The following is a 19,505-nucleotide window of genomic DNA, read 5'->3' on the forward strand; positions in this document are numbered from 1 at the left end:
CGCCGCGGCGGCCGGGCGCCGGCCGTCGCCCGGCAAAGATATGGGCCGGGCTGGGGGTTATCCACGCAAGGCCTCATAGATGCGTTCCGCCAGATCCTGGGAAATGCCGTCCACCGACGCCAGATCTTCGATGCTGGCCGAAGCCACTCCCGAAAACCCGCCAAACCGGGCCAGCAGCCGCTGGCGCCGCCGGGCGCCCACGCCCTCGATCTCTTCCAGCCGCGACACGTTGCGCGTCTTGGCGCGCCGGGCGCGCATGCCGGTGATGGCGAAACGGTGCGCTTCGTCGCGCACCTGGGCAATCAGCATCAGCGCGGCGGACTCGCCCCCCAGCGCGACGGGCGGCCGTTCGTCGGCGAACACCAGCGTTTCCAGGCCGACCTTGCGCCCTTCTCCTTTGGCCACGCCCACCAGCGTCTGGATATCCAGGCCCAATTCCGCGAACACCTTGCGGGCAACTTCCACTTGCCCCTTGCCGCCGTCGATCAGCACCAGGCCGGGCATTTGCGCGTCGCCGTCCGCCACCTTGGCAAAGCGGCGCGTCAGCACCTGACGCATCGCGGCGTAATCGTCGCCCGGCGTGATGCCCGCGATGTTGTAACGGCGGTACAGCGATGGCTGCATGTCATGATGCTCGAACACCACGCAGGACGCCTGGGTCGCTTCGCCGGCGGTATGGCTGATGTCGAAGCACTCGATGCGCAGCGCGTCCAGGGCGGCTTCGTCCGTGTCCAGGTCCAGCGCTTCGGCCAGCGCCAGGGTACGGCCCGCGCGGGCGCCCGATTCGGTCAACGCCCTGGCCAGCGCCATCTCGGCGTTTTTCAGGGCTTGCTCCAGCCACGAACGGCGGGCGCCCTGCGGACGCGTCAGCATCCTGGACGGCCGACCGCCCGCCTGCTCGACCAGCAGGCCGATCAGGTCCGGGTCGGGCAAGGCGTGGGAACCGACCAGCACGGGCGGCATCGCGTTGTCGGTGTAGTGCTGGGCGACGAACGCTTCCAGCACCTGGGGCGCGGCTTCGCCTTCGGCGTGCGACGGGAAGAACGGCTTGTCACCCAAGTGGCGGCCGCCACGCACCATCGCCAGGTTCACACAGACCTTGCCGCCAGCCACGGCCACCGCAATGATGTCGGTATCTTCGCCGCTGGTGTTCTCCATGGTCTGCTGGTGCAACACGCGCGCCAGCGAGCCCATCTGGTCGCGCAGCGCCGCGGCTTCCTCGAAGCGCAGTTCGCCCGCCGCCTGCTGCATGCGGGCCTCGATCTCGCCCATCACGTCCTTGGCTTCGCCGTTCAGGAAGCGCACCGCGCGCTGCACGTCGCGTTCGTACTCCGAGGCCTCGATCGCGCCCACACAGGGAGCCGAACAACGCCCGATCTGGTGCAGCAGACAGGGCCGCGAGCGATTGGCGAAAACCGTGTCTTCACAGGTCCGCAGGCGGAAGACCTTTTGCAGGATCTGGATGGTCTCGCGCACGGCCCAGGCATTCGGGAACGGTCCGAAATACTGGCCGCGCTTGTTCGTCGCGCCACGGTAGTAGGCGATGCGCGGCCATTGATGGCCCGTGATCAGCAGGTAAGGATAAGACTTGTCGTCGCGGAACAGGATGTTGTAGCGCGGCTTCAGGCTCTTGATGAGGTTGTTTTCCAGGATCAGCGCTTCGGCTTCCGAACGCGTGACCGTAACCTCAAGCCGGGCCACCTTCGACACCATCTGGGCGATGCGGGGGCTGGCGAGGTTCTTCTGGAAATACGACGAGACGCGCTTCTTCAGGTCGCGCGCCTTGCCGACATACATGACTTCCCCCGCTGCATCCAGGTGCCGGTAGACACCCGGAAGATGCGGCAGGTCAGCCAGGAACGATTTGAGATTGAAGTCGTCGGGCATTCTGATAACGGCGTTCTGCCTGCAAGGTATCCCAGTCGGGCGCATCGAAACGCGGCATCAGGCGGCGGATGCGTTCGACCGATTCGGGCGCGTGGTCGAACTTCAGGCGCGACAGCAGTTCGTCGGCCAGATCCGGCCGGTTGCATACCAGCACCATGTCGCAGCCGGCGCGCAACGCGGCGTTGGCCCGATCCAGGATGTCGCCGGCCACCGACGCGCCTTCCATCGTCAGGTCGTCCGAGAACACCACGCCGTCATAGCCCAGGCGTTTGCGCAGGATGTCCTGCACCCAGCGCTTGGAAAAACCGGCCGGATGCTTGTCGACCTTGGGGTAGATCACGTGCGCAGGCATCACGGAAGGCAGCACGGCATCACCCAGCCAGGCGTAAGGCGCAGCGTCGTCCTTGAGGATCTCGTCCAGCCCGCGCGGGTCCACGGGGATCTCGTGGTGGGAATCCGCGCCCACGAATCCATGGCCCGGGAAGTGCTTGCCGCAGGCCGACATGCCGGCCAGGGCCAGCCCCTGGACCAGCGCGCGCGACAGCATGGCCACGACGCGGGGATCGGCATGGAAGGCGCGGTTGCCGATCACCTTGCTGACGCCGTAATCCAGGTCCAGCACCGGCGTGAAGCTCATGTCCACACCGCAAGCGCGCAGCTCGGCAGCCAGCACATAGCCGGCTTCCGTCGCCAGCCGCATGGCCTGGAGGGGGTCGCGGTCCCATAGCGTGCCCAAATCCCGCATGGCGGGCAAGGCGGTGAAACCGTCTTCGCGGAAGCGCTGCACGCGGCCGCCTTCGTGGTCCACCAGGATCAGCAACGGCTCCTTGCGGGCCTTGTGGATCTGGCGCGTCAGCTTGGTCAGCTGCTTGCGGCTTTCGAAATTACGGGCGAAGAGAATCACGCCGCCCACCAGCGGGTGGCGCAGGCGGACCTTTTCTTCCTTGGTCAGCGCGTATCCCGCCACATCGACCATCACGGGGCCGGGGGGCAGGACCGCCTTGGATTTTTTCTTGGCCATGGGGCTGTCCTTGTGTCTAAGTCAGGCAAGCCTGCGCCGGGAGTCCCTCAACCGGGGCCCGCGCTCAGGGCTTGCGTTCGACCACCACGTATGCGGCGGCCATGTCGGATTCGTCGGTGATGGAAACATGCGCGGCGCCGAAGCGCTGGCCGTACCAGTCCAGGAGCTCGGGGGCAATCACCAGCACCGGCCGCCCGCCAGGGGCATTCAGGGTCTGGACGCGCCGCCACGTCATGGGCATGCGCATGCCCAGGCCGATGGCTTTGGAGAACGCTTCCTTGGCGGCAAAGCGGGTGGCCAGAAAACGCACGCCACGCACTGGATCCCGCGCCCGACGGGCATGGAACTTCTGCAATTCTTCCACGCCCAGGATCTTTTCCGCAAAGCGGTCGCCGTGGCGCGCCAGCGCGCGCTCGATACGGTCGATGCGCAGCAGGTCCATGCCAATGCCGGCGATGGCGCCTGCGGGCGAGGGAGTCTTGGGCGTGTCAGACATGGGTATCTTGCCCCAACGGCATCATCACCGGCCGCGCAGCGCTTGCAGACGGGCCTGCACCATCAGCGCCTTCATGTCGCGCACCGCCTTTTCCCAGCCGTCGAACACGGCTTGCGCCACGATGGCGTGACCGATGTTCAGTTCGGAAATGCCGTCGATGGCGGCCACCGACGACACGTTGCCCACATGCAGGCCATGCCCCGCATTCACGCGCAGGCCATGCCGCAGGCCTTCGGTGACGGCCAAACGGATGCGCTGCAGTTCCGCCTGGGCGGCGTCGCCCTCGGCTTCGGCATACGCGCCCGTATGCAGTTCAATGACCGTCGCGCCGGCCTTGGCCGCCGCGGCGATCTGCACCGGGTCCGGATCGATGAACAACGACACGCGGATGCCGGCTTCGGCCAGCAACCCCACGGCGTCCGACACCGGTCCCATCGCGCCGGCGACTTCCAGTCCGCCTTCGGTCGTGAGTTCGGTGCGCTTTTCGGGCACCAGGCAGACATCGCTGGGCTTGACCGCGCACGCGATCTCCAGCATTTCGGCGGTGATCGCGCATTCCAGGTTCATGCGCGTGCGCAGCAGCGGGCGGATGGCATAGACATCCGCATCCTGGATGTGACGCCGGTCTTCACGCAGATGCAGGGTGATCAAATCGGCCCCGGCGTCTTCCGCACGCAACGCGGCAGCCACCGGATCCGGGTACGCCGTATGGCGCTGTTGCCGAAGCGTGGCAACGTGATCGATATTTACACCAAGTTCTATCATTGGACAGTCGTCGTGACTTTGGTCGGTTCTTTCGTGGTTTCTTCCCAGCCGCCGCCCAACGCCTTGTAGAGCTCCACACGGTTGATCAGCGCGGCCAGGCCCGTTTGCACCAGCGAAAGCTGGGCGTTGAAGAAGTCCACCTGCGCGGTCTGCACCTGCAGATAACTGTCGATGCCATTGGTATAACGCAGGTTCGAGAGTTCCAGCGTGCGGGCGGACGACTCCTGCAACGCGCGTTGGGCATCAAGCTGCGCGCCATACGTGGCTTCGCCCGCCAACGCGTCCGACACTTCCCGGAACGCCTGCTGAATGGACTGCTCGTACTGCGCCACGGCGATGTTGTCGCGCGCCTTTGCCAGGTTCAGCCCTTCGCGGATGCTGCCGCCGGCAAACAGCGGGGTCGTGATTGACGGCGAGAAACTCCAGTAGCCCTGCCCCCCCTTGAACAGGTCGCCCAACGACGGGCTGGCCACGCCCAGCAGGCCGGTCAGCGAAATGGTCGGGAAGAACGCCGCGCGCGCCGCGCCGATGTTGGCGTTGGCTGCCTTCAACTGGTTCTCGGCCGCGACGATGTCGGGGCGGCGCTCCAGCAGGTCGGACGGCAGGCCCGACGGCACCGTGGCCAGCAATTGGTCTCGGCCAAACGTAGCCGGCGCCGGCAAGTCTTCGGGCAGCGGCGCGCCCACCAGCAGCACCAGCGCGTTCAACGCTTGCGCGCGGGCACGGGCCAGTTGCGCCAGGTCGGATGATGCCGTATCCAGCAAGGTCTTGGACTGGTTCAGGTCCAGTTCGGACGCCACGCCACCGTCGAAACGGCGCTTGACCAGGTTGTACGATTCCTGGCGCGAGGCCAGCGTGCGCTGCGTCAGCTCTAGTTGGACTTCCGCGGCGCGCAGGTTGAAGTACGACTGCGCCACCGAACCGACCAACGTGATCTGCACGCTTTTCTGCGCCTGCTCGGTCGACAAATACTGCTGGTACGCCGCCTCGGACAGGTTGCGCAACCGGCCGAACAGATCGATCTCGAACGTGGTCAAGCCAATGCCGGCCTGGTAGGAACTGCTGATCGAGCTGGAATCAGGGCCGCCCGCGCGCATGTTGGCCGGCAAGTGCTGACGCTGGCCCTGGATGCCGGCGCCGATGCTGGGCCACTGCGCGCCGCGCTGCACGCCGTACTGGGCGCGCGCTTCTTCGACGCGCTGCACGGCCACGCGCAGGTCGCGGTTATTGACCAGCGACAGCGAGATCAGGCTTTGCAAGCGCGGATCGCGGAAGAACTCGCGCCAGCCCAGGTCGGCGGCGGGCGTGCCTTCCTGCGGCATCACCGCCGACGAGGGCTGCGAGCCTAGCGACGTGGGGTTGGCATAACCGCCGTACTGGACCTTGGGCTGGTCGGGCCACGCGCCCGTTACCGGGGCGTCGGGACGCTTGTAGTCAGGAGCCAGCGAGCAGCCGGCCAACGCCACCGCCACGAAAGCGGACATGGCGGTCTGTTTGAACATCAGGGCTTTCATACCTTGCCCTCCGGGCCACCGTTGGGTTGTGCGGGAGTGTGGGGCGTGCCAGACGCGTCGGAGGTCGGTTCGCCAGCAGCCTTCTTGGCCGCCTGCTCTTCTTCCCAGGCGCGAAGTTCCGCGCCCAGCAGGCGTGGACGAGTCTTGAACAGGCCCAGCACCACGACGAAGAACGTCGGCACGAAGATCACGGCGAACGGCGTAGCGGCCAACATGCCGCCCAGCACGCCCAAGCCGACCGCGCGCTGGCTGGCTGCGCCAGCGCCCGTGGCCATCGCCAACGGCACCACGCCCAGAATAAACGCCAGCGACGTCATCAGAATCGGCCGGAACCGCAAGCGCGCGGCTTCCACCGCGGATTCGTGCAGGCCCATGCCCTTGGCGTACTGGTCCTTGGCGAATTCCACGATCAGGATGGCGTTTTTGGCCGCCAGCCCGATCACCGTCACCATCCCCACCTGGAAGTACACGTCATTCGACATGCCCAGCGCGCTGATCAGCGCCACGGCGCCCAGCATGCCCAGCGGCACCACCAGCATCACCGAGATCGGGATGGCCCAGCTTTCATACAGGGCGGCCAGCACCAGGAACACCACCAGCAGCGACAGGCCCATCAGGATGGGGGCCTGGTTGCCGGCCTGGCGTTCCTGGTAGGACAGGCCGTTCCATTCGTAGCCGAAGCCCTGCGGCAATTGCCCGACCAGGCGTTCCATCTCGGCCATCGCTTCGCCGGTGGTGTAGCCGGCCGCGGCATCGCCGCTGATACGCATGGATTCGTAGCTGTTGTAGCGCACCACCTGCACCGGGCCCTGCTTCCATTCGGCCTTGACGAAGGTAGACAGCGGCACCATCCCGCCCTGGTTGTTGCGCGCATTGAGCTGCAGCACGTCATTGAGCTGCATGCGGTATGGCGCGTCGGCCTGCACCCAGATGTTCTGCATCCGGCCCAGGTTGGGGAACTTGCTCAGGTAGGCGGAACCGACGGCCGTGGAAATCAGCGAGGCAGCCTCGTTGAAGTCCACGCCCAGCGCGGCCGCCTTGTCGCGGTCGATCGTCAGGCTAAGCTGCGCGCCCGGCGCAAGGCCGGTGATCCGCACCTGCGACAGCACCGGGCTCTTCATGACCAGGCCCATCAGTTGCCCCGTAGCCGCCGCCAGGCCGGCGGAACCCGCCGCGCCGCGATCCTGCAGGCGGAAGTCGAAGCCGGTGGCGTTACCCAGGGACGAAATGGCGGGAGGCACCAGGGTGAACACCTGTGCGTCATGGATGCCCATCAGCTGCTTTTCGAAAGCCTGGAAGGCAATCGCGCCGGCGGAGTCCTTGTGGTCCTTGCGTTCGCTGAAGTCCTTCAGCGTGACGAAGGCGATAGCGGCGTTCAGGCCGTTGCCGTTGAAGCTGTAGCCCTGCACGGCGATGATGTTCTCGACCGCCGGCACGTCGGAGAAGTATTTCTCGACCTGCTCGATGACCTCGACCGTGCGGTTGGCGGTGGCGCCGGTGGGCAGCTCGATGTTGCTGACCACGTAGCCCTGGTCTTCCTCGGGCAGGAACGACGACGGCAGGCGCAGGTACAGCCAGCCCAGCAGCAAGACCAGCACCAGGAAGGCCAGCATCATGCGGCCGCCCTTGTGCAGCATGCGGGCCACCCAGTTCTGGTAGCCGTGGGTGGTGGCGTCGAACTTGCGGTTGAACCAGCCGAAGAACCCCTTCTTGTCCTCGTGGTGTCCCTTGGGCACCGGCTTGAGGATGGTGGCGCACAGCGCCGGGGTGAAGGTCAGCGCCAGCAGCGCCGAGAAGAAGATGGACACCGCCATCGCGATCGAGAACTGGCGATAAATAACGCCCACCGAACCGCTCATGAAGGCCAGGGGCAGGAACACCGTCACCAGCACCAGCGTGATGCCGATGATGGCGCCGCTGATCTGCGGCATGGCTTTCTTGGTGGCCTCTTTAGGTGGCAGGCCTTCCGTGGACATGATCCGCTCGACGTTTTCCACCACCACGATGGCGTCGTCCACCAGAATCCCGATGGCCAGCACCATCGCGAACATGGTCAGCACGTTGATCGAGAAGCCCAGCGCCAGCATCACCGCGAACGCCCCCAGCATGGCCACCGGCACCACCAGCGCCGGGATCAAGGTATAGCGGACGTTCTGCAGGAACAGGTACATCACCAGGAACACCAGCACCATGGCTTCGACCAGGGTATGCACCACCTGCTCGATGGACACCTTCACGTAGGGCGCGGTGTCGTAGGGGATGGAGTACGTGATGTTGCCGGGGAAGTACTTGGACAACTCTTCCATCTGATCGCGCACGCCCTGCGCGGTGGCCAACGCGTTTGCGTTCGGCGACAACACGATGGCGAAAGCCGCCGTCGGCTTGCCGTTCAGGCGGGCGCCGAACTGGTAGTTGTCGGCGCCGACCTCGATGCGGGCGACGTCGCGCAGCATTACAGAGGAACCGTCGGTGTTGGCGCGCAGGACGATCTTGCCGAAGCCCTCGACCGTGCTCAGTTGGCCGTTGGCCGTGACGGTGGCGGTAATGCGCTGCGAGTCCGGGTTGGGAGGCGCGCCGACGCTGCCGCCCGAGATCACCACGTTCTGGTTGGCGATCGCCTGGTTGACCTCGGACATGCTCAGGTTGAAGCCCACCAGCTTGGCGGGATCCACCCAGATGCGCATGGCGCGCGGCGCGGCGAACAGCTGGAACTGGCCCACGCCGGGCACGCGCGACACCGGGTTCTTGATGTTGCGGGTGATGTAGTCGGCCAGCGCGGTCTGGTCCAGCGTCCCGTCGGTGGACGACACCGCCGCCACCATCAGGAAGCCGGTACTGGTCTGCTCATATTGCAGGCCCTGCTGCTGCACGGCGGTAGGCAACTGCGCAACCACGTTGGATACGCGGTTCTGCACGTCCACCTGCGCAAGGTCCGGGTTGGTCCCGGGCGCGAAGGTCGCGGTGATCGTCGAGGTGCCGTAGGAATCGCTGACCGACTCGTAGTAGATCAGGCCCTTGGCGCCGTTCAACTGGTCTTCGATGATACTGGTGACCTGCTCGGCCACTTCGTTGGCCGAGGCGCCAGGGTAGGTAGCCGTGATCGTGATCGCGGGCGGCGCCACGTCCGGGTACTGCGAGATCGGCATGTTCGGGATCGCCAGCACCCCGGCCAGCAGGATGAACAGGGCGACTACCCAGGCGAAAATCGGTCTATCAATAAAAAATTGCGGCATGTGGGCTGACTCTGAAAGCGATGCTCACCAAAGAGGAACGCGGCGTTTGCGCCGCGTGCCGCTCAAGATTTCTGGCCTGCGGCCTTGTCCTGTTGTGCAGGTTCGGCCGGTTTGGCGCCAGGTTGCGGGGCGGATTCCGCCGGCTTGGCGCCCGGTTGCGCGGGAGCCTGGCCGCCCGGCGCGGGCGTGCCATTCTTTTTCCACTCGCTGGCCTGCACCGGCGCGCCCGGACGAACCTTCTGGAACCCTTCCACCACGACCACGTCGCCCGCCTTCAAGCCGCTGGTGACAAGCCAATTGCTCTTGATGGCGCCGCCGGTGGTGACCGGAATCTGTTCGATCTTGTTGTCCTTGACCAGCATCAGGCTCTGCAAGCCGTCCGCCGTGCGCTGCAGCGCCTGCTGCGGCACCATCAGGGCCTTGTCGTCCACGCCCTGCTCCAGGCGCACGCGCACGTACATGCCGGGCAGCAGGACGCCGTCGGGGTTGGGCACTTCGGCGCGCAGGTTCACCTGGCCGGTGGACGGGTCCACGGTGATGCCGGTGAACAGCAGCTTGCCGGGCTGGCTGTATTCGGAGCCGTCCTCGAGGACGATGGTTGCGCGCGCCGCGTCCTTGCCCAACTGCTGCAGCTGGCCGCTGGCGAACGCGCGGCGCAGGGCCGCCAGTTCGGCGGTGGACTGGGTGAAGTCCACGTAGATCGGGTCCAGCTGCTGCACCGTGGCCATTTGCGTGGCGGAAGTGGCTTCGACCAGTGCGCCTTCGGTCACCAGCGGTTTGCCGATACGGCCCGTGATGGGCGATGTGACGTCGGTGTAGCCCAGGTTGATGGCGGCGTTGTCCTGCGTGGCCTTGGCGGCAGCAACGGCGGCATCGGCCTGGCGGAACGAGGCCACGGCGTTGTCGTATTCCTGCTTGCTGACGGCGTTGGCCTTGACCAGCGGCGCATAGCGGTCCGCCAGCAGCTTGGCGCTGAACAGATTCGCCTGCGCCTGCTTCAGCTGCGCCGTCGCCTGATCATAGGCGGCCTTGTAGGGCGCCGGATCGATCTTGAACAGCAACTGGTTTTCCTTGACGTCGCCACCTTGCTCGAAGGTGATTTTCTGGACGATGCCGGTCACGCGTGAACGGATCTGCGCGTCGCGCACTGCATCCACGCGCCCCGGCAATTCAGAGACGATGGGAGCACGCTCGGGTTGCACGGTAATGACGCTGACCTGAGGCATGCCGGGGTTCATCTGTGGCTTTTCGCCGCATCCCGCCAATATCAGCGCGAGGACGCCGCCGGAAAAAGCCAGACCTGAAACACGTTTAGGCGAAAACCGCATTGAAACCCCCGCGTAGCGTAGTTAACCGCTTTAATTGACCGCGTCCAGCCAGCGCAACGTCAATCGCGGCAATAAAGCGCGATCGGAATAAGCCGTGCGTCGATCCTGACACGTGAATAGCCCGATAATGTAACTCAGTTATTGGGGAAATTACGTACTTTCGGGCCTTGACGCGATGCACGAAGGAGACAAATAAGTAACAGGCTTAACGGCCGGAAAGGTTCCGAAGATTACCCAGGAATACATAGCCCACGCCGTGCACGGTATGCAAAGGCAGGCGCGTGCCCGTCTGCAGGACTTTGTGGCGCAGCCGGCAGATGGCCACATTCAGGGTGCGCATGCTGGTGCGACTGCGCAAAGCCATTAGCTCATCGCGCACCAGCTCGCGGTCAGGATTGCCAAGCAGGCAGAGAAAGCAGGCGCGTTCCATGCCGGTCAGATCGATGCGGGCGCCGCCGGGCGCCATCAGCGTCCATCCGTGATAGAGCAGGCTCCACCAGCCGTCGATGCGGTCGGACACGGGGGAAACAGGTAGGCGGGCATTCATGGCGTATCTCCACCAGGGCCGCCGCGCCTGGCAGGCGTGACGGGCTCCGGGAACAAGGTTGCTGGTTGTCCCGAAAGCCTACCGGGGTGTCCGGCGTCTGGCGGCGTAATGCGGCAACTATCAGACCGGTCCTACCCCAAGCCCTAACTGCCCTTGCCGTGTCCGTTGCGATGGATATCGTGCGTTACGAAGCAGCTGTTCTCGGTCGGGCGGGCCAGGATGCCTGGCTTGGCCAGGGTGCGGCGGATATCGGACAAGCCCGACTCCCAGTGCTCGCGCATGGCCTCGGTGCCGAATTCGTAGTCCTTGGAGTAGCGCTCGCGGTGCTTGGACTCGTAGATGAGGTTGACGATATTGGTGGCGGGCGTATGCGACAACTTGCGGATTTCAGCCAGGTCTGCCGCCCCGCGCTCGGCTTCGGGCAGGCGCTCCAGCAGTTGCTGCAGGCCATGCCGCAATTTCAGTACGCGCCGCAACTGGTCCGTGACCAGGCGTGTCCGGCTGGAATACTGGATGTCTTTCTGGCGTTCAGCCACTTCTTCCAGGGTGGTCGGCAAGCCGCCCCGCGCCGGCCACAAGTCCACCTGGAAGGCCAGCGTGTCGCGCATGTTGTCGGTGGTCAGTACTTGCGCTAGCGGCGTGTTCGACACCACGCCGCCATCCCAATAGTGTTCGCCGTCGATCTCCACGGACGGAAAGCCGGGCGGCAAGGCGCCGGACGCCATGACGTGTTCGGGGCCCAGCGTGTCTTTCAGGCTATCGAAATAGGCGAAGTTGCCCGTGCGCACGTTCACCACGCCAAAGCTGGCGCGCACCGCACCGCTATTGAGCAGGTCGAAATCCACGAATTGGCGCAAGGTGGCGGCCAACGGGGTGGTGTCGTAGAAGCTGGTGGAGCCCGCGCCGCGGCCGTGCGCCCAGTACGGCGGCGGAAAGCGCGGCTTGAAAAAGCCCGGCTGGCCGGAGAACAGCGCCTGGAACGCCGACAACTGGCCGTTCATGGCCGGCGAACCGAAGCCGAAGGGAATGCCCTCGAACATGCCCGCCAGGGTATCGCCCCAGGGCACCGAGGCGAACCCCGCAGGACGGCAGATGCTTTCCCAGAACCCCCTCAGCCGGTCAACGCGTTCGTCTTCGCGGGAACCCGCGATGATGGCCGCGTTGATCGACCCGATGGAGATGCCTGATATCCAGTTGGGCCGAATGCCCGCTTCGTGCAGCCCCTGGTACACCCCGGCCTGGTAAGACCCCAGGGCGCCTCCGCCTTGCAGCACGAGAGCGACGGTTTCGTAGGGAGGCGTATCGCCGGTGTCTTTGGACTGGGACTTGCGGCGAGCGGTCATTCAGCTACCTCGGGCTAACGTTTGCTTTTATCCGGCACTTGCGGGGCGGCAACGCCCGCGCGGAACGGATACTTGGCGAAGATCTCGGCAACGGCCTTGTCCACGCTTTGCGGCGAGCCGACGGTTTCCGGGTTTTGGACTTCGCCTACGGCGACGCCCTCCCATACCAGTTGCTTGCGGCGCGTGTCGACAAGGTCGATGTTGAGCGTGCCTTCAGTGTACTGGTAGACGTCGTCGCCCCAGCCGTAACCGGGCCAGCCGCCGTAGAAGCCCGAACGGTAGCCGTAGTAAGGCCCCATGGGCGGCGGCGCAGGCGTGACCTGAGTCTTTTGCTGAAGCTTGGCGCTGAAATTGACAAGCAGGTCGGGATTGGTGGCGCTATAGGCGTAGCCGCGCATTTCCATCTGGCCGCGCGTCGCATCCTTGAGGCGTTCGGTCAACAGGCTGCTGTAGCCGGCTTTGTCCGTGCCCAACGGGTTCATGTAGCCGAACGTCCGGTACTGCGCGAAGTTGGCCTGATGGTCGTAATCGCCTTTCACCGTCGGGCCCGATGCGCAGGCCGCAAGCAATGCCGTCATGGAACCCGCCGTTACCCATTTCAACGCTGTAAACGCTTTCATGTCGTTCTCTCCAAGAGCCCAGGGCCTGATCATAGTGCCGTGAACCCTATAAAGTTTCAACAGAATCTCATTCGCATCCTGCGATTTCGGCCCGCCGAAGCGCGGATCGGCCCGCGTCTGTCCATTACACTCCGGCATGACTCCTGACCCGATACAGACCTGACCATGTTGGAACTAGATGGCTCGATCTGGTTTCGTTCCGGCGCCCAGACGTGGGGCGGAAAAAACCGCATAGACCTGCTGGCGCAGATTGACGCCACCGGTTCGATCACGGCTGCCGCCCGCGCGGTCGGCATGAGCTACAAGGGGGCTTGGGACGCCATCGACGCCATGAACAACCTGGCAGGCGAACCGCTCGTCGTGCGGGCCGCCGGCGGCAAGGGAGGCGGCGGCACACAGTTGACCGATCGCGCGCGTCGCCTCATCACGACGTTCCGGGCGCTGGAAGGCGAACACCGGAAGTTCATGGACAACCTGACGCGCGCCGGCCTGGACGCCAACGGCGACATCGACCTGATGAGGCGTTTCATGCTGAAGACCAGCGCACGCAATAAATTCCTGGGCACCGTCATCGAGGTCCGCACGGGCGCCGTCAACGACGAAATCCTGCTGCGCATCGCTGGCGGCCACACCGTCACGGCCACCATCACCCGCGAAAGCACGGCTGAACTGGGGCTGGCGCCCGGCAAGGAAGCGATTGCGCTGGTGAAGGCGTCCAGCGTCATCATCGGCGCGCCCGGCCCGGGTCTGCGCTTGTCGGCCCGCAACCAGTTGCAGGGCAAGATCAGCGATATCCGTCCCGGCGCCGTCAACAGCGAAATCCTGATCGACATGGACGGCGGCGCCACGCTCGCGGCCATCGTCACCAATGAAAGCGCCACGGAGCTGGGCCTGGCCGTGGGCGCGCCGGCGGTGGCGATCTTCAAGGCCTCCAGCGTGATCCTGGGCGTGCTGGACTAGACCGCCGCGTTCAGACGCCCACGTCCTCGTCGCGGCGGCGCACCTTGCCGTCGCGCACTTCAAAGACTTCATCGGCCAAGGCGTCGACATCCGCCGGATCATGCGTGATCAGCAGCATCGGCACGTCCAGTTGGCGCTGCAGTGTGCTCAGTTCGTGGCGCATCTTGCCGCGCAACTGGGAATCCAGCGCGGAAAACGGCTCGTCCAGCAACAGGATGTCGGGTTGCAGCATCAGCGCGCGCGCCAAGGCCACGCGCTGCTTCTGTCCGCCGGAGATCTCGTTCGGATAGCTGCCCACGATAGCGCCCAGTTCAAACGCATCGACCCAGCGCCGGGCTTGCGGCCCGACACCGCGCTTGGGCGGATTGAGCCACCCGCGCCGCAAACCGAACGCGATATTCTGCGCCACCGTCAAATGGGGGAACAACGCGTAATCCTGGAACAGGTACGCCACCCGGCGGGATTGCGACGGCAGGCAGACACCCGCCTGCGCATCAAACAACACTCGCCCGTTGATCTCGATGCGCCCGGCGTCCGGCCGCAGCAAGCCCGCCACCGCGCGCAGCGTCAGGCTCTTGCCCGCGCCGGACGGCCCGAACAAAGCGATGCGCTTGGACGACGATGCGAAGGCGATGTCCAGATTGAATTGCCGGTCGCCCGAGACCATGCGCTTGTTGACCTGGATGCTGATGCTCATCGCCCGCCTCCGTTGCGCTGGCCCGCGCCGATGGGCACCAGCTTGCCCGCCACCAGCAAGACGACGACACAGGTCACTGACGTCACCAGCACCAGTAGATTGGCGGTGCGGTCGTCCCCGGCCTGCACGGCTTCATAGATGGCGACCGATAACGTCTGGGTCCGGCCTGGCAGGTTGCCGGCGATCATCAACGTTGCGCCGAATTCACCCAAGGCCCGCGCAAACGCCAGCAGCACGCCCGCCGCGATGCCGCGGGCGGCCAGCGGCAAGGTCACGCGGAAGAACACGCCGGCTTCTCCAACACCCAGCACGCGCGCCGCGTTTTCCAGTTGGCTGTCCACGTTTTCGAAGGCGGCGCGCGCCGATTTGAACACCAGGGGAAACGCCACGACGGACGCCGCGATCACCGCGCCCTGCCAGGTGAAGACCAGTTCGATGCCCCACCCCGCCAGCGCTTCGCCGATGATGCCGCGCCGCCCCAGCAGAACCAGCAGGTAATAGCCCAGCACGGTGGGAGGCAGCACCAGCGGCAGGGTCAGGATGGCGTCCAGCAGGTCGCGGCCGGGCCATCGCCACCGCGACAAGGCGAAGGCCGCGGCGGTCCCGGCCACGGTGGCCAGAAGCGTTGCCCAGCCTGCCACTTTCAGCGACAGCAGCAGCGGCACCCAAACCGGATCAGTCATCAATTTCCGCGATTTTCAACAGGGCTCAGGGCTTCTGAAAGCCGTAGCGCGACAGGATAGCCTGACCCGCGGGCGACAGCACGTAGGCCACGAAGCTGGCAGCTTCCTTGGCGGCGGCTTCGCGCGCCGTCACGGCGATGGGATAGGTAACCGGCGTTTGCGACGGCACCCGCACCGCGACCTTGACCTTGTCCGGCATGACGGCGGCGTCGGTCGCGAACACGAAGCCCGCGTCCACTTCGCCGCGCGACACGTAATCCAGGCTTTGGCGCACGTTCTGGGCCAACACGCTCTTGGCCTGCACGGCGCTCCACAGCCCGGCGGCCTCCAGCGCGCCTTGCGTGTAGCGGCCCACCGGCACGGACGCCGGATTGCCGTAAGCGATGCGTTTAACGTCGTCGCGCGCCAGGTCCTTAAGCGCCGTGATGTTGGCCTTGCTGTCGGTCGGGACGATCAGCACGATCTGGTTGGCCGCGAAGTCCACGCGGGACGCGGGCTTCACGGCCTTTTCCGCGACCGCCTTGTCCATCGCCTTCTGGTCGGCCGAAGCGAACACGTCGGCGGGCGCGCCCTTCACGATCTGCTGTAGCAGCACGTCGGATGCGCCGAAATTCAAAAGGACCTGGGTGCCAGGGTTTTCCGCCTCGTAGCCCCGGGCCACTTCCTTGAACGCGTTGGTCAGGCTGGCGGCTGCGGACACGACCAGATCGCCGGCGTGGGCGGTGGCGCCCCAACCCGCGCAAAGCGCCAGGGAAAGGGCCAGCAAAGGGCGTTGGCGGGACATGATCTTCTCCTTGAGCATCGCGATGCGGTAACGCAATATATATAGGTATATAACGCCAGTCAATTTGCCGCCAAACCGAAAATTGCGCCATATCAAACGGCGGGAAAAGCGGAGTTAGCCGCGCGCGATCGTGGTGACGTGCACCGATTCGGGCGCCAACGCGTCCTGCAGACGGGCCAGCGCCAGTTCGGGCTGCGCCTCGCCGCACATGAAGATGTCCAGGGCCGCGAACCGGTGTTCGGGCCAGGAATGGATGCTGATGTGGGATTCGCTCAGCAGGACCACGCCGGTCACCCCGGCGCCTTCGCCGAAATGATGGAAATGCGCGCTGAGGACCTGGGCGCCCGCGGCGTGAGCAGCCGCGATCATCTGCGCTTCCAGCGTGGCGGGGTCCGTCAGCCGTTCTGCCGCGACGCCGCGGAAATCCGCCAGCACGTGACGCCCCGGAGTGGCATGCACCGTCACTTGTGCGAGCCGCCCGAGGACCAGCCCGAACTGCCGGACGAACTGCTGCCCCAACTGCTACTGCTGCTTCCACCGGCCATGCGGACGCCGGGCGAGCTGGCGCCGGTAGCTGCCATCACCACGACCAGGGCATAAATGGCATACAGAAACTTGCCCATCGTCCTATTCGTCCTTTCCGGAGAGCTTGTCCGCCAGCTTGGCGGGGAACCACAGGAACGCCAGCCCGATCAATATCGGAACAAAGCGACCGCTGAAGATATTGCCCATGTTCAAAAAGAGCATCCCGATCGTCGCGAACCACGCCCATTTACCGTAGCCGCCCCGCTTGCCGCCCAGGGGCAGGGACTTCTGCTTGGCCAGTTCGGCGTTGCCGAACCATTCCGCCAGCTGCGCGGGGGCCACGGGCGCCGCGGCCGACCAGCCGAGTTCGGCGTCGCCCAGTTCGCGCGTCAGCTTCAGCGTGCCGGCCTTGTAGTCGGTGATCTTCGTGGTGTCGCCCGCCTTGACGCGCCAGTTGAACGCGCCTAACGGCACTTCTACCCGCGAGGTGTAGTCGTACAGTTTCTGGTACAGCTTTGAACGCCAACGCACGCTGGTCGCGTTGTTGTAGCTGGGCCAGGTGTCGCATACCTGCACGCGCTCCCAGCCCTCGTCCGTTTCCACCAGCCAGATGAAGCCCTTGAGCGGATTGAACAGCAAGTATTCGATCCAGTCCGACGGCTCTTCGGGGTCGGGATCGGCGCATTTCATCAGGCCGATCAACGTGAAGCTGGCGCCGTCGATCTTGGCCACCGCGCCGAGCGCCAGCGTGGTCTTGATGGCCTGGACCTTGCGGGCCTTTTCAATGACTTCGGCCGTGGGGCCCGAACAATCCACCGTCGCCGCGCACGATGGGCAGACCACCTGGGTCGCCATGGCGGCCACGAAGCTGATCGGGCCGCCGCAATTCGGGCAATCCAGCGCCTTGATCTGGCCGCGGAACCGGCCGGCCGTTTCCTCGACCTGCTCGTTGGTGCGCAACGAGCCCGCCTGCATGGCCGACAAGTCGAACGCCTTTCCAATATAGAGCTCGGGTTCCGGGCCGTCGGAAAAGTCCAGCGTCAGGAAGGCATCCAGGCTGCGGAAGTCCGCCACCTTGGCCTCCCAGCCGTCGCCGGGCACAAACGGCAGTTCGCCCTGCGCCCCGCCCGCCTTGCAGGCCCGCACGTCGGCGGCGATGAAGCGCTGGCCGTCCAGCTTCAATTCGTCGCCGGGCGCGATGTCGGCAAACGCCGGCATGCCTTGCGTGGATTTGACCTTGCGCCGGCGCGTCAGCGCATACTGGCCCGACGCATCCGACAGCCAGCCGTCGGTGCCGTCTTCGAACCAGACGTACCATTCGTTCCAGAAGCCTTCGTCGAAACGCAGCTGGATGCGGCCGACCACGTCAAAGCGCTTGCTGTCGTATTGGCCAGCCGCTCCCAGGCATAAGGGCGAATAGTCTTCCAGCACATCGGCCATTTCGCCGATGCGCCTGACCGAATCTGCATCCTTGAGCAAGGTGCTGCGGCAAGCGCCGCACACCGCCATGACCGAGGCCGTGGACGTGAACTTGACCGGAGCGCCGCACTGCGGACACAGAACCTGCTGCATAGGGCCTTAGCTGGTGAGTTTTTTCAGGACTTCCGCCTTGGCCGTGTCGTAGTCGGCGGCGGTGATCAAGCCCTTGTCCAGCAAGTCCTGTAACTGCTGCAGGCGCGCGACGGGGTCGACGGGTGCGGCCGCGGGCGCCGCCGGCTGGGCCGGCTGCGCTTGCTGCGCGGGTTGCCCCTGGCCAACGCCCAATCCCGCCGCCATGGTCTGCCCCAGCGCGGCGCCGGCCGCCAGGCCCGCGCCGATACCGGCGATGCCGCCTTCGTTCTGCGCCGCCAGCGGGATCGAGGTGGCCGTCTGGTACTGGGTGAACTTGCCCAGGTCGCCCGCCATGCCCATCGAAATCCGCGTATCCAGCGCCTTTTGCAGCTCTTCGGGCAACGACACGTTTTCAACCGTGAAGTTGTCCAGCTTGACGCCATAGCGATCGAACACCGGCGCCAGTTGTTCGCTGATGCTCTGCGACATCAGGCCCTGATTGCCGGCGATGTCCAGGAACGGCACCTTGGAGCCGCCCAACGCCGTCGTCATCGCCGCGACCACCATGTTGCGCAGTTGCGCCTCCAGGTCGTCCACCGTGTATTCGTCGCGCGTGCCGCTGATTTCGCGGTAGAACTTGGCCGGGTCCGAGATCTGATACGAATACACGCCGAACGCCCGCAGCCGCACCATGCCGAATTCGCTGTCGCGCAGGGTCACCGGCTGCGCCGTGCCCCAACGGCGGCCCAATTGCAGGCGCGTGCTGAAGAAGATCACGTCCGACTTGAAGGGCGACTCGAACAATTTGTCCCAGTTCTTCAAGTAGGTCAGGATCGGCAGTGTCTGCGTGGTCAGCTTGTACATGCCGGGGCCGAACACGTCGGCCACCTTGCCTTCATTGACGAACACCGCCATCTGCGACTCGCGCACGGTCAGGCTGGCGCCGTACTGGATTTCGAAATCCTGCATCGGATGGCGCCAGGCGAGCACGCCGTCGCGATCCTCGTTCCATTGCAGGATGTCAATGAACTGCTTGCGAATAAATGAACCGAGACTCATGGAAGTCCTCCCGTGTCAGATCGGATGCGGCGCGCCTGCCTCAGGTCAGGCAGGCGGCGTTGACGACGCCGGCGGACAGCGAGATCGCGCCGATCAGGCCGCCCATGGCGATATTGTTTTGTTCGATGGCTTCGTTCATGCCGCGGATGGTCCGGGCGACCACGACGTACACGACGATCTGCACCACCATGGCGGCGATGCCCCACACCAGGAACATCACGAAGCTGGCGTGGACGGCAATACTGGAGCACAGCGTGAAGCTGAAACCCACCAGCGCGCCGCCATAAGACAGCACGGCGGCGATATTGCCTTCGCGGATCAGTTCGAATTCCCTGTAGCGCGTCACGGCGGTGTAAACCGCGGTGAAAATGCCCAGCATGACAAGCGCCGAGACGATATAGATCAGATAGGTCACCGCCGGATGCATCGCTTCTCCCATTGCCACCCTCCCAATTGCGCGCAGTATATACGCGGCGTTCGATATACTGCGAA

The 19,505-nt window shown here is 65.1% G+C and carries 19 protein-coding genes; 2 read left to right on the forward strand and 17 right to left on the reverse strand.

Annotated elements, in window-relative coordinates; translation table 11 throughout:
• Positions 1–57 precede the first annotated feature (57 nt).
• The 10 genes from uvrC to ACI0FO_RS08700 all read right to left on the reverse strand — a co-directional run bounded on the left by uvrC (position 58) and on the right by ACI0FO_RS08700 (position 12,754).
• The gene (gene uvrC, locus ACI0FO_RS08655; RefSeq protein ID WP_416025847.1) at positions 58–1,887 is read right to left on the reverse strand and encodes an excinuclease ABC subunit UvrC; all 1,830 of its coding nucleotides are present in this window, start codon (positions 1,885–1,887) and stop codon (positions 58–60) included.
• On the reverse strand, positions 1,850–2,908 hold the full coding sequence (gene nagZ, locus ACI0FO_RS08660) for a beta-N-acetylhexosaminidase (RefSeq protein ID WP_416025849.1): 1,059 nt from the start codon (positions 2,906–2,908) through the stop codon (positions 1,850–1,852). The genes uvrC and nagZ overlap by 38 nt, the downstream gene beginning before the upstream one ends.
• Before the next feature lie 64 nt (positions 2,909–2,972).
• Positions 2,973–3,404 carry a holo-ACP synthase gene (gene acpS, locus ACI0FO_RS08665; RefSeq protein WP_416025851.1) on the reverse strand — a complete coding sequence of 144 codons (432 nt, stop codon included), beginning with the start codon at positions 3,402–3,404 and terminating at the stop codon, positions 2,973–2,975.
• A gap of 24 nt (positions 3,405–3,428) precedes the next feature.
• Positions 3,429–4,169: a pyridoxine 5'-phosphate synthase gene (locus ACI0FO_RS08670; RefSeq protein WP_416025852.1), complete on the reverse strand. Its 741-nt coding sequence runs from the start codon at positions 4,167–4,169 to the stop codon at positions 3,429–3,431.
• Positions 4,166–5,683 (reverse strand): efflux transporter outer membrane subunit, encoded by a 1,518-nt coding sequence (locus tag ACI0FO_RS08675; RefSeq protein WP_416025854.1) that lies wholly within the window; start codon positions 5,681–5,683, stop codon positions 4,166–4,168. The genes ACI0FO_RS08670 and ACI0FO_RS08675 overlap by 4 nt, the downstream gene beginning before the upstream one ends.
• Entirely contained in the window at positions 5,680–8,916 is a 3,237-nt protein-coding gene (locus ACI0FO_RS08680; protein ID WP_416025855.1) for a multidrug efflux RND transporter permease subunit, read from the reverse strand. Before ACI0FO_RS08680 ends, ACI0FO_RS08675 begins: the two co-directional genes overlap by 4 nt.
• A 62-nt stretch (positions 8,917–8,978) precedes the next feature.
• Complete coding sequence (locus tag ACI0FO_RS08685; RefSeq protein WP_416025857.1) at positions 8,979–10,244, reverse strand: efflux RND transporter periplasmic adaptor subunit; 1,266 nt, start codon at positions 10,242–10,244, stop codon at positions 8,979–8,981.
• A 205-nt stretch (positions 10,245–10,449) separates the two neighbouring features.
• Positions 10,450–10,791: a helix-turn-helix domain-containing protein gene (locus ACI0FO_RS08690; protein WP_416025858.1), complete on the reverse strand. Its 342-nt coding sequence runs from the start codon at positions 10,789–10,791 to the stop codon at positions 10,450–10,452.
• Positions 10,792–10,934: 143 nt separating this feature from the next.
• Positions 10,935–12,134 carry a DUF3734 domain-containing protein gene (locus tag ACI0FO_RS08695; protein WP_416025859.1) on the reverse strand — a complete coding sequence of 400 codons (1,200 nt, stop codon included), beginning with the start codon at positions 12,132–12,134 and terminating at the stop codon, positions 10,935–10,937.
• Between the two features lie 14 nt (positions 12,135–12,148).
• A complete protein-coding gene (locus ACI0FO_RS08700) occupies positions 12,149–12,754 on the reverse strand; it encodes a DUF4136 domain-containing protein (protein ID WP_416025860.1) in 606 nt (201 codons plus the stop codon).
• Between the two features lie 165 nt (positions 12,755–12,919).
• On the opposite strand from ACI0FO_RS08700, the gene ACI0FO_RS08705 reads away from it, so the two are divergent.
• A complete protein-coding gene (locus ACI0FO_RS08705) occupies positions 12,920–13,714 on the forward strand; it encodes a TOBE domain-containing protein (RefSeq protein WP_416025861.1) in 795 nt (264 codons plus the stop codon).
• A gap of 10 nt (positions 13,715–13,724) precedes the next feature.
• Here the strand turns inward: ACI0FO_RS08705 and ACI0FO_RS08710 are convergent, their stop codons facing one another.
• The 4 genes from ACI0FO_RS08710 to speD all read right to left on the reverse strand — a co-directional run bounded on the left by ACI0FO_RS08710 (position 13,725) and on the right by speD (position 16,343).
• A complete protein-coding gene (locus tag ACI0FO_RS08710) occupies positions 13,725–14,411 on the reverse strand; it encodes an ATP-binding cassette domain-containing protein (RefSeq protein ID WP_416025863.1) in 687 nt (228 codons plus the stop codon).
• Complete coding sequence (gene modB, locus ACI0FO_RS08715; protein WP_416025865.1) at positions 14,408–15,094, reverse strand: molybdate ABC transporter permease subunit; 687 nt, start codon at positions 15,092–15,094, stop codon at positions 14,408–14,410. The genes ACI0FO_RS08710 and modB overlap by 4 nt, the downstream gene beginning before the upstream one ends.
• 25 nt (positions 15,095–15,119) lie before the next feature.
• Positions 15,120–15,878: a molybdate ABC transporter substrate-binding protein gene (modA, locus tag ACI0FO_RS08720; RefSeq protein WP_416025867.1), complete on the reverse strand. Its 759-nt coding sequence runs from the start codon at positions 15,876–15,878 to the stop codon at positions 15,120–15,122.
• A gap of 114 nt (positions 15,879–15,992) precedes the next feature.
• Complete coding sequence (gene speD, locus ACI0FO_RS08725) at positions 15,993–16,343, reverse strand: adenosylmethionine decarboxylase (RefSeq protein WP_416025869.1); 351 nt, start codon at positions 16,341–16,343, stop codon at positions 15,993–15,995.
• On the opposite strand from speD, the gene ACI0FO_RS08730 reads away from it, so the two are divergent.
• A complete protein-coding gene (locus ACI0FO_RS08730; RefSeq protein WP_416025871.1) occupies positions 16,332–16,478 on the forward strand; it encodes a hypothetical protein in 147 nt (48 codons plus the stop codon). The genes speD and ACI0FO_RS08730 overlap by 12 nt on opposite strands.
• Positions 16,479–16,505: 27 nt before the next feature.
• Here ACI0FO_RS08730 and ACI0FO_RS08735 read toward each other — a convergent pair whose 3' ends face one another.
• The 3 genes from ACI0FO_RS08735 to ACI0FO_RS08745 are packed head-to-tail and all read right to left on the reverse strand — an operon-like array spanning position 16,506 to position 19,440.
• Positions 16,506–17,975, reverse strand: a complete 1,470-nt coding sequence (locus ACI0FO_RS08735; RefSeq protein WP_416025873.1) for a DUF4178 domain-containing protein — start codon at positions 17,973–17,975, stop codon at positions 16,506–16,508.
• A gap of 6 nt (positions 17,976–17,981) precedes the next feature.
• Positions 17,982–19,013, reverse strand: coding sequence for an SPFH domain-containing protein (locus tag ACI0FO_RS08740; RefSeq protein WP_416025875.1), 1,032 nt, complete (start codon positions 19,011–19,013; stop codon positions 17,982–17,984).
• A 40-nt stretch (positions 19,014–19,053) separates the two neighbouring features.
• The gene (locus tag ACI0FO_RS08745) at positions 19,054–19,440 is read right to left on the reverse strand and encodes a DUF350 domain-containing protein (protein ID WP_313464424.1); all 387 of its coding nucleotides are present in this window, start codon (positions 19,438–19,440) and stop codon (positions 19,054–19,056) included.
• Between the last annotated feature and the right edge of the window lie 65 nt (positions 19,441–19,505).

It is taken from the genome of Achromobacter marplatensis, from assembly GCF_049060505.1.
GTDB classification, from domain to species: domain Bacteria; phylum Pseudomonadota; class Gammaproteobacteria; order Burkholderiales; family Burkholderiaceae_B; genus Achromobacter; species Achromobacter marplatensis_A.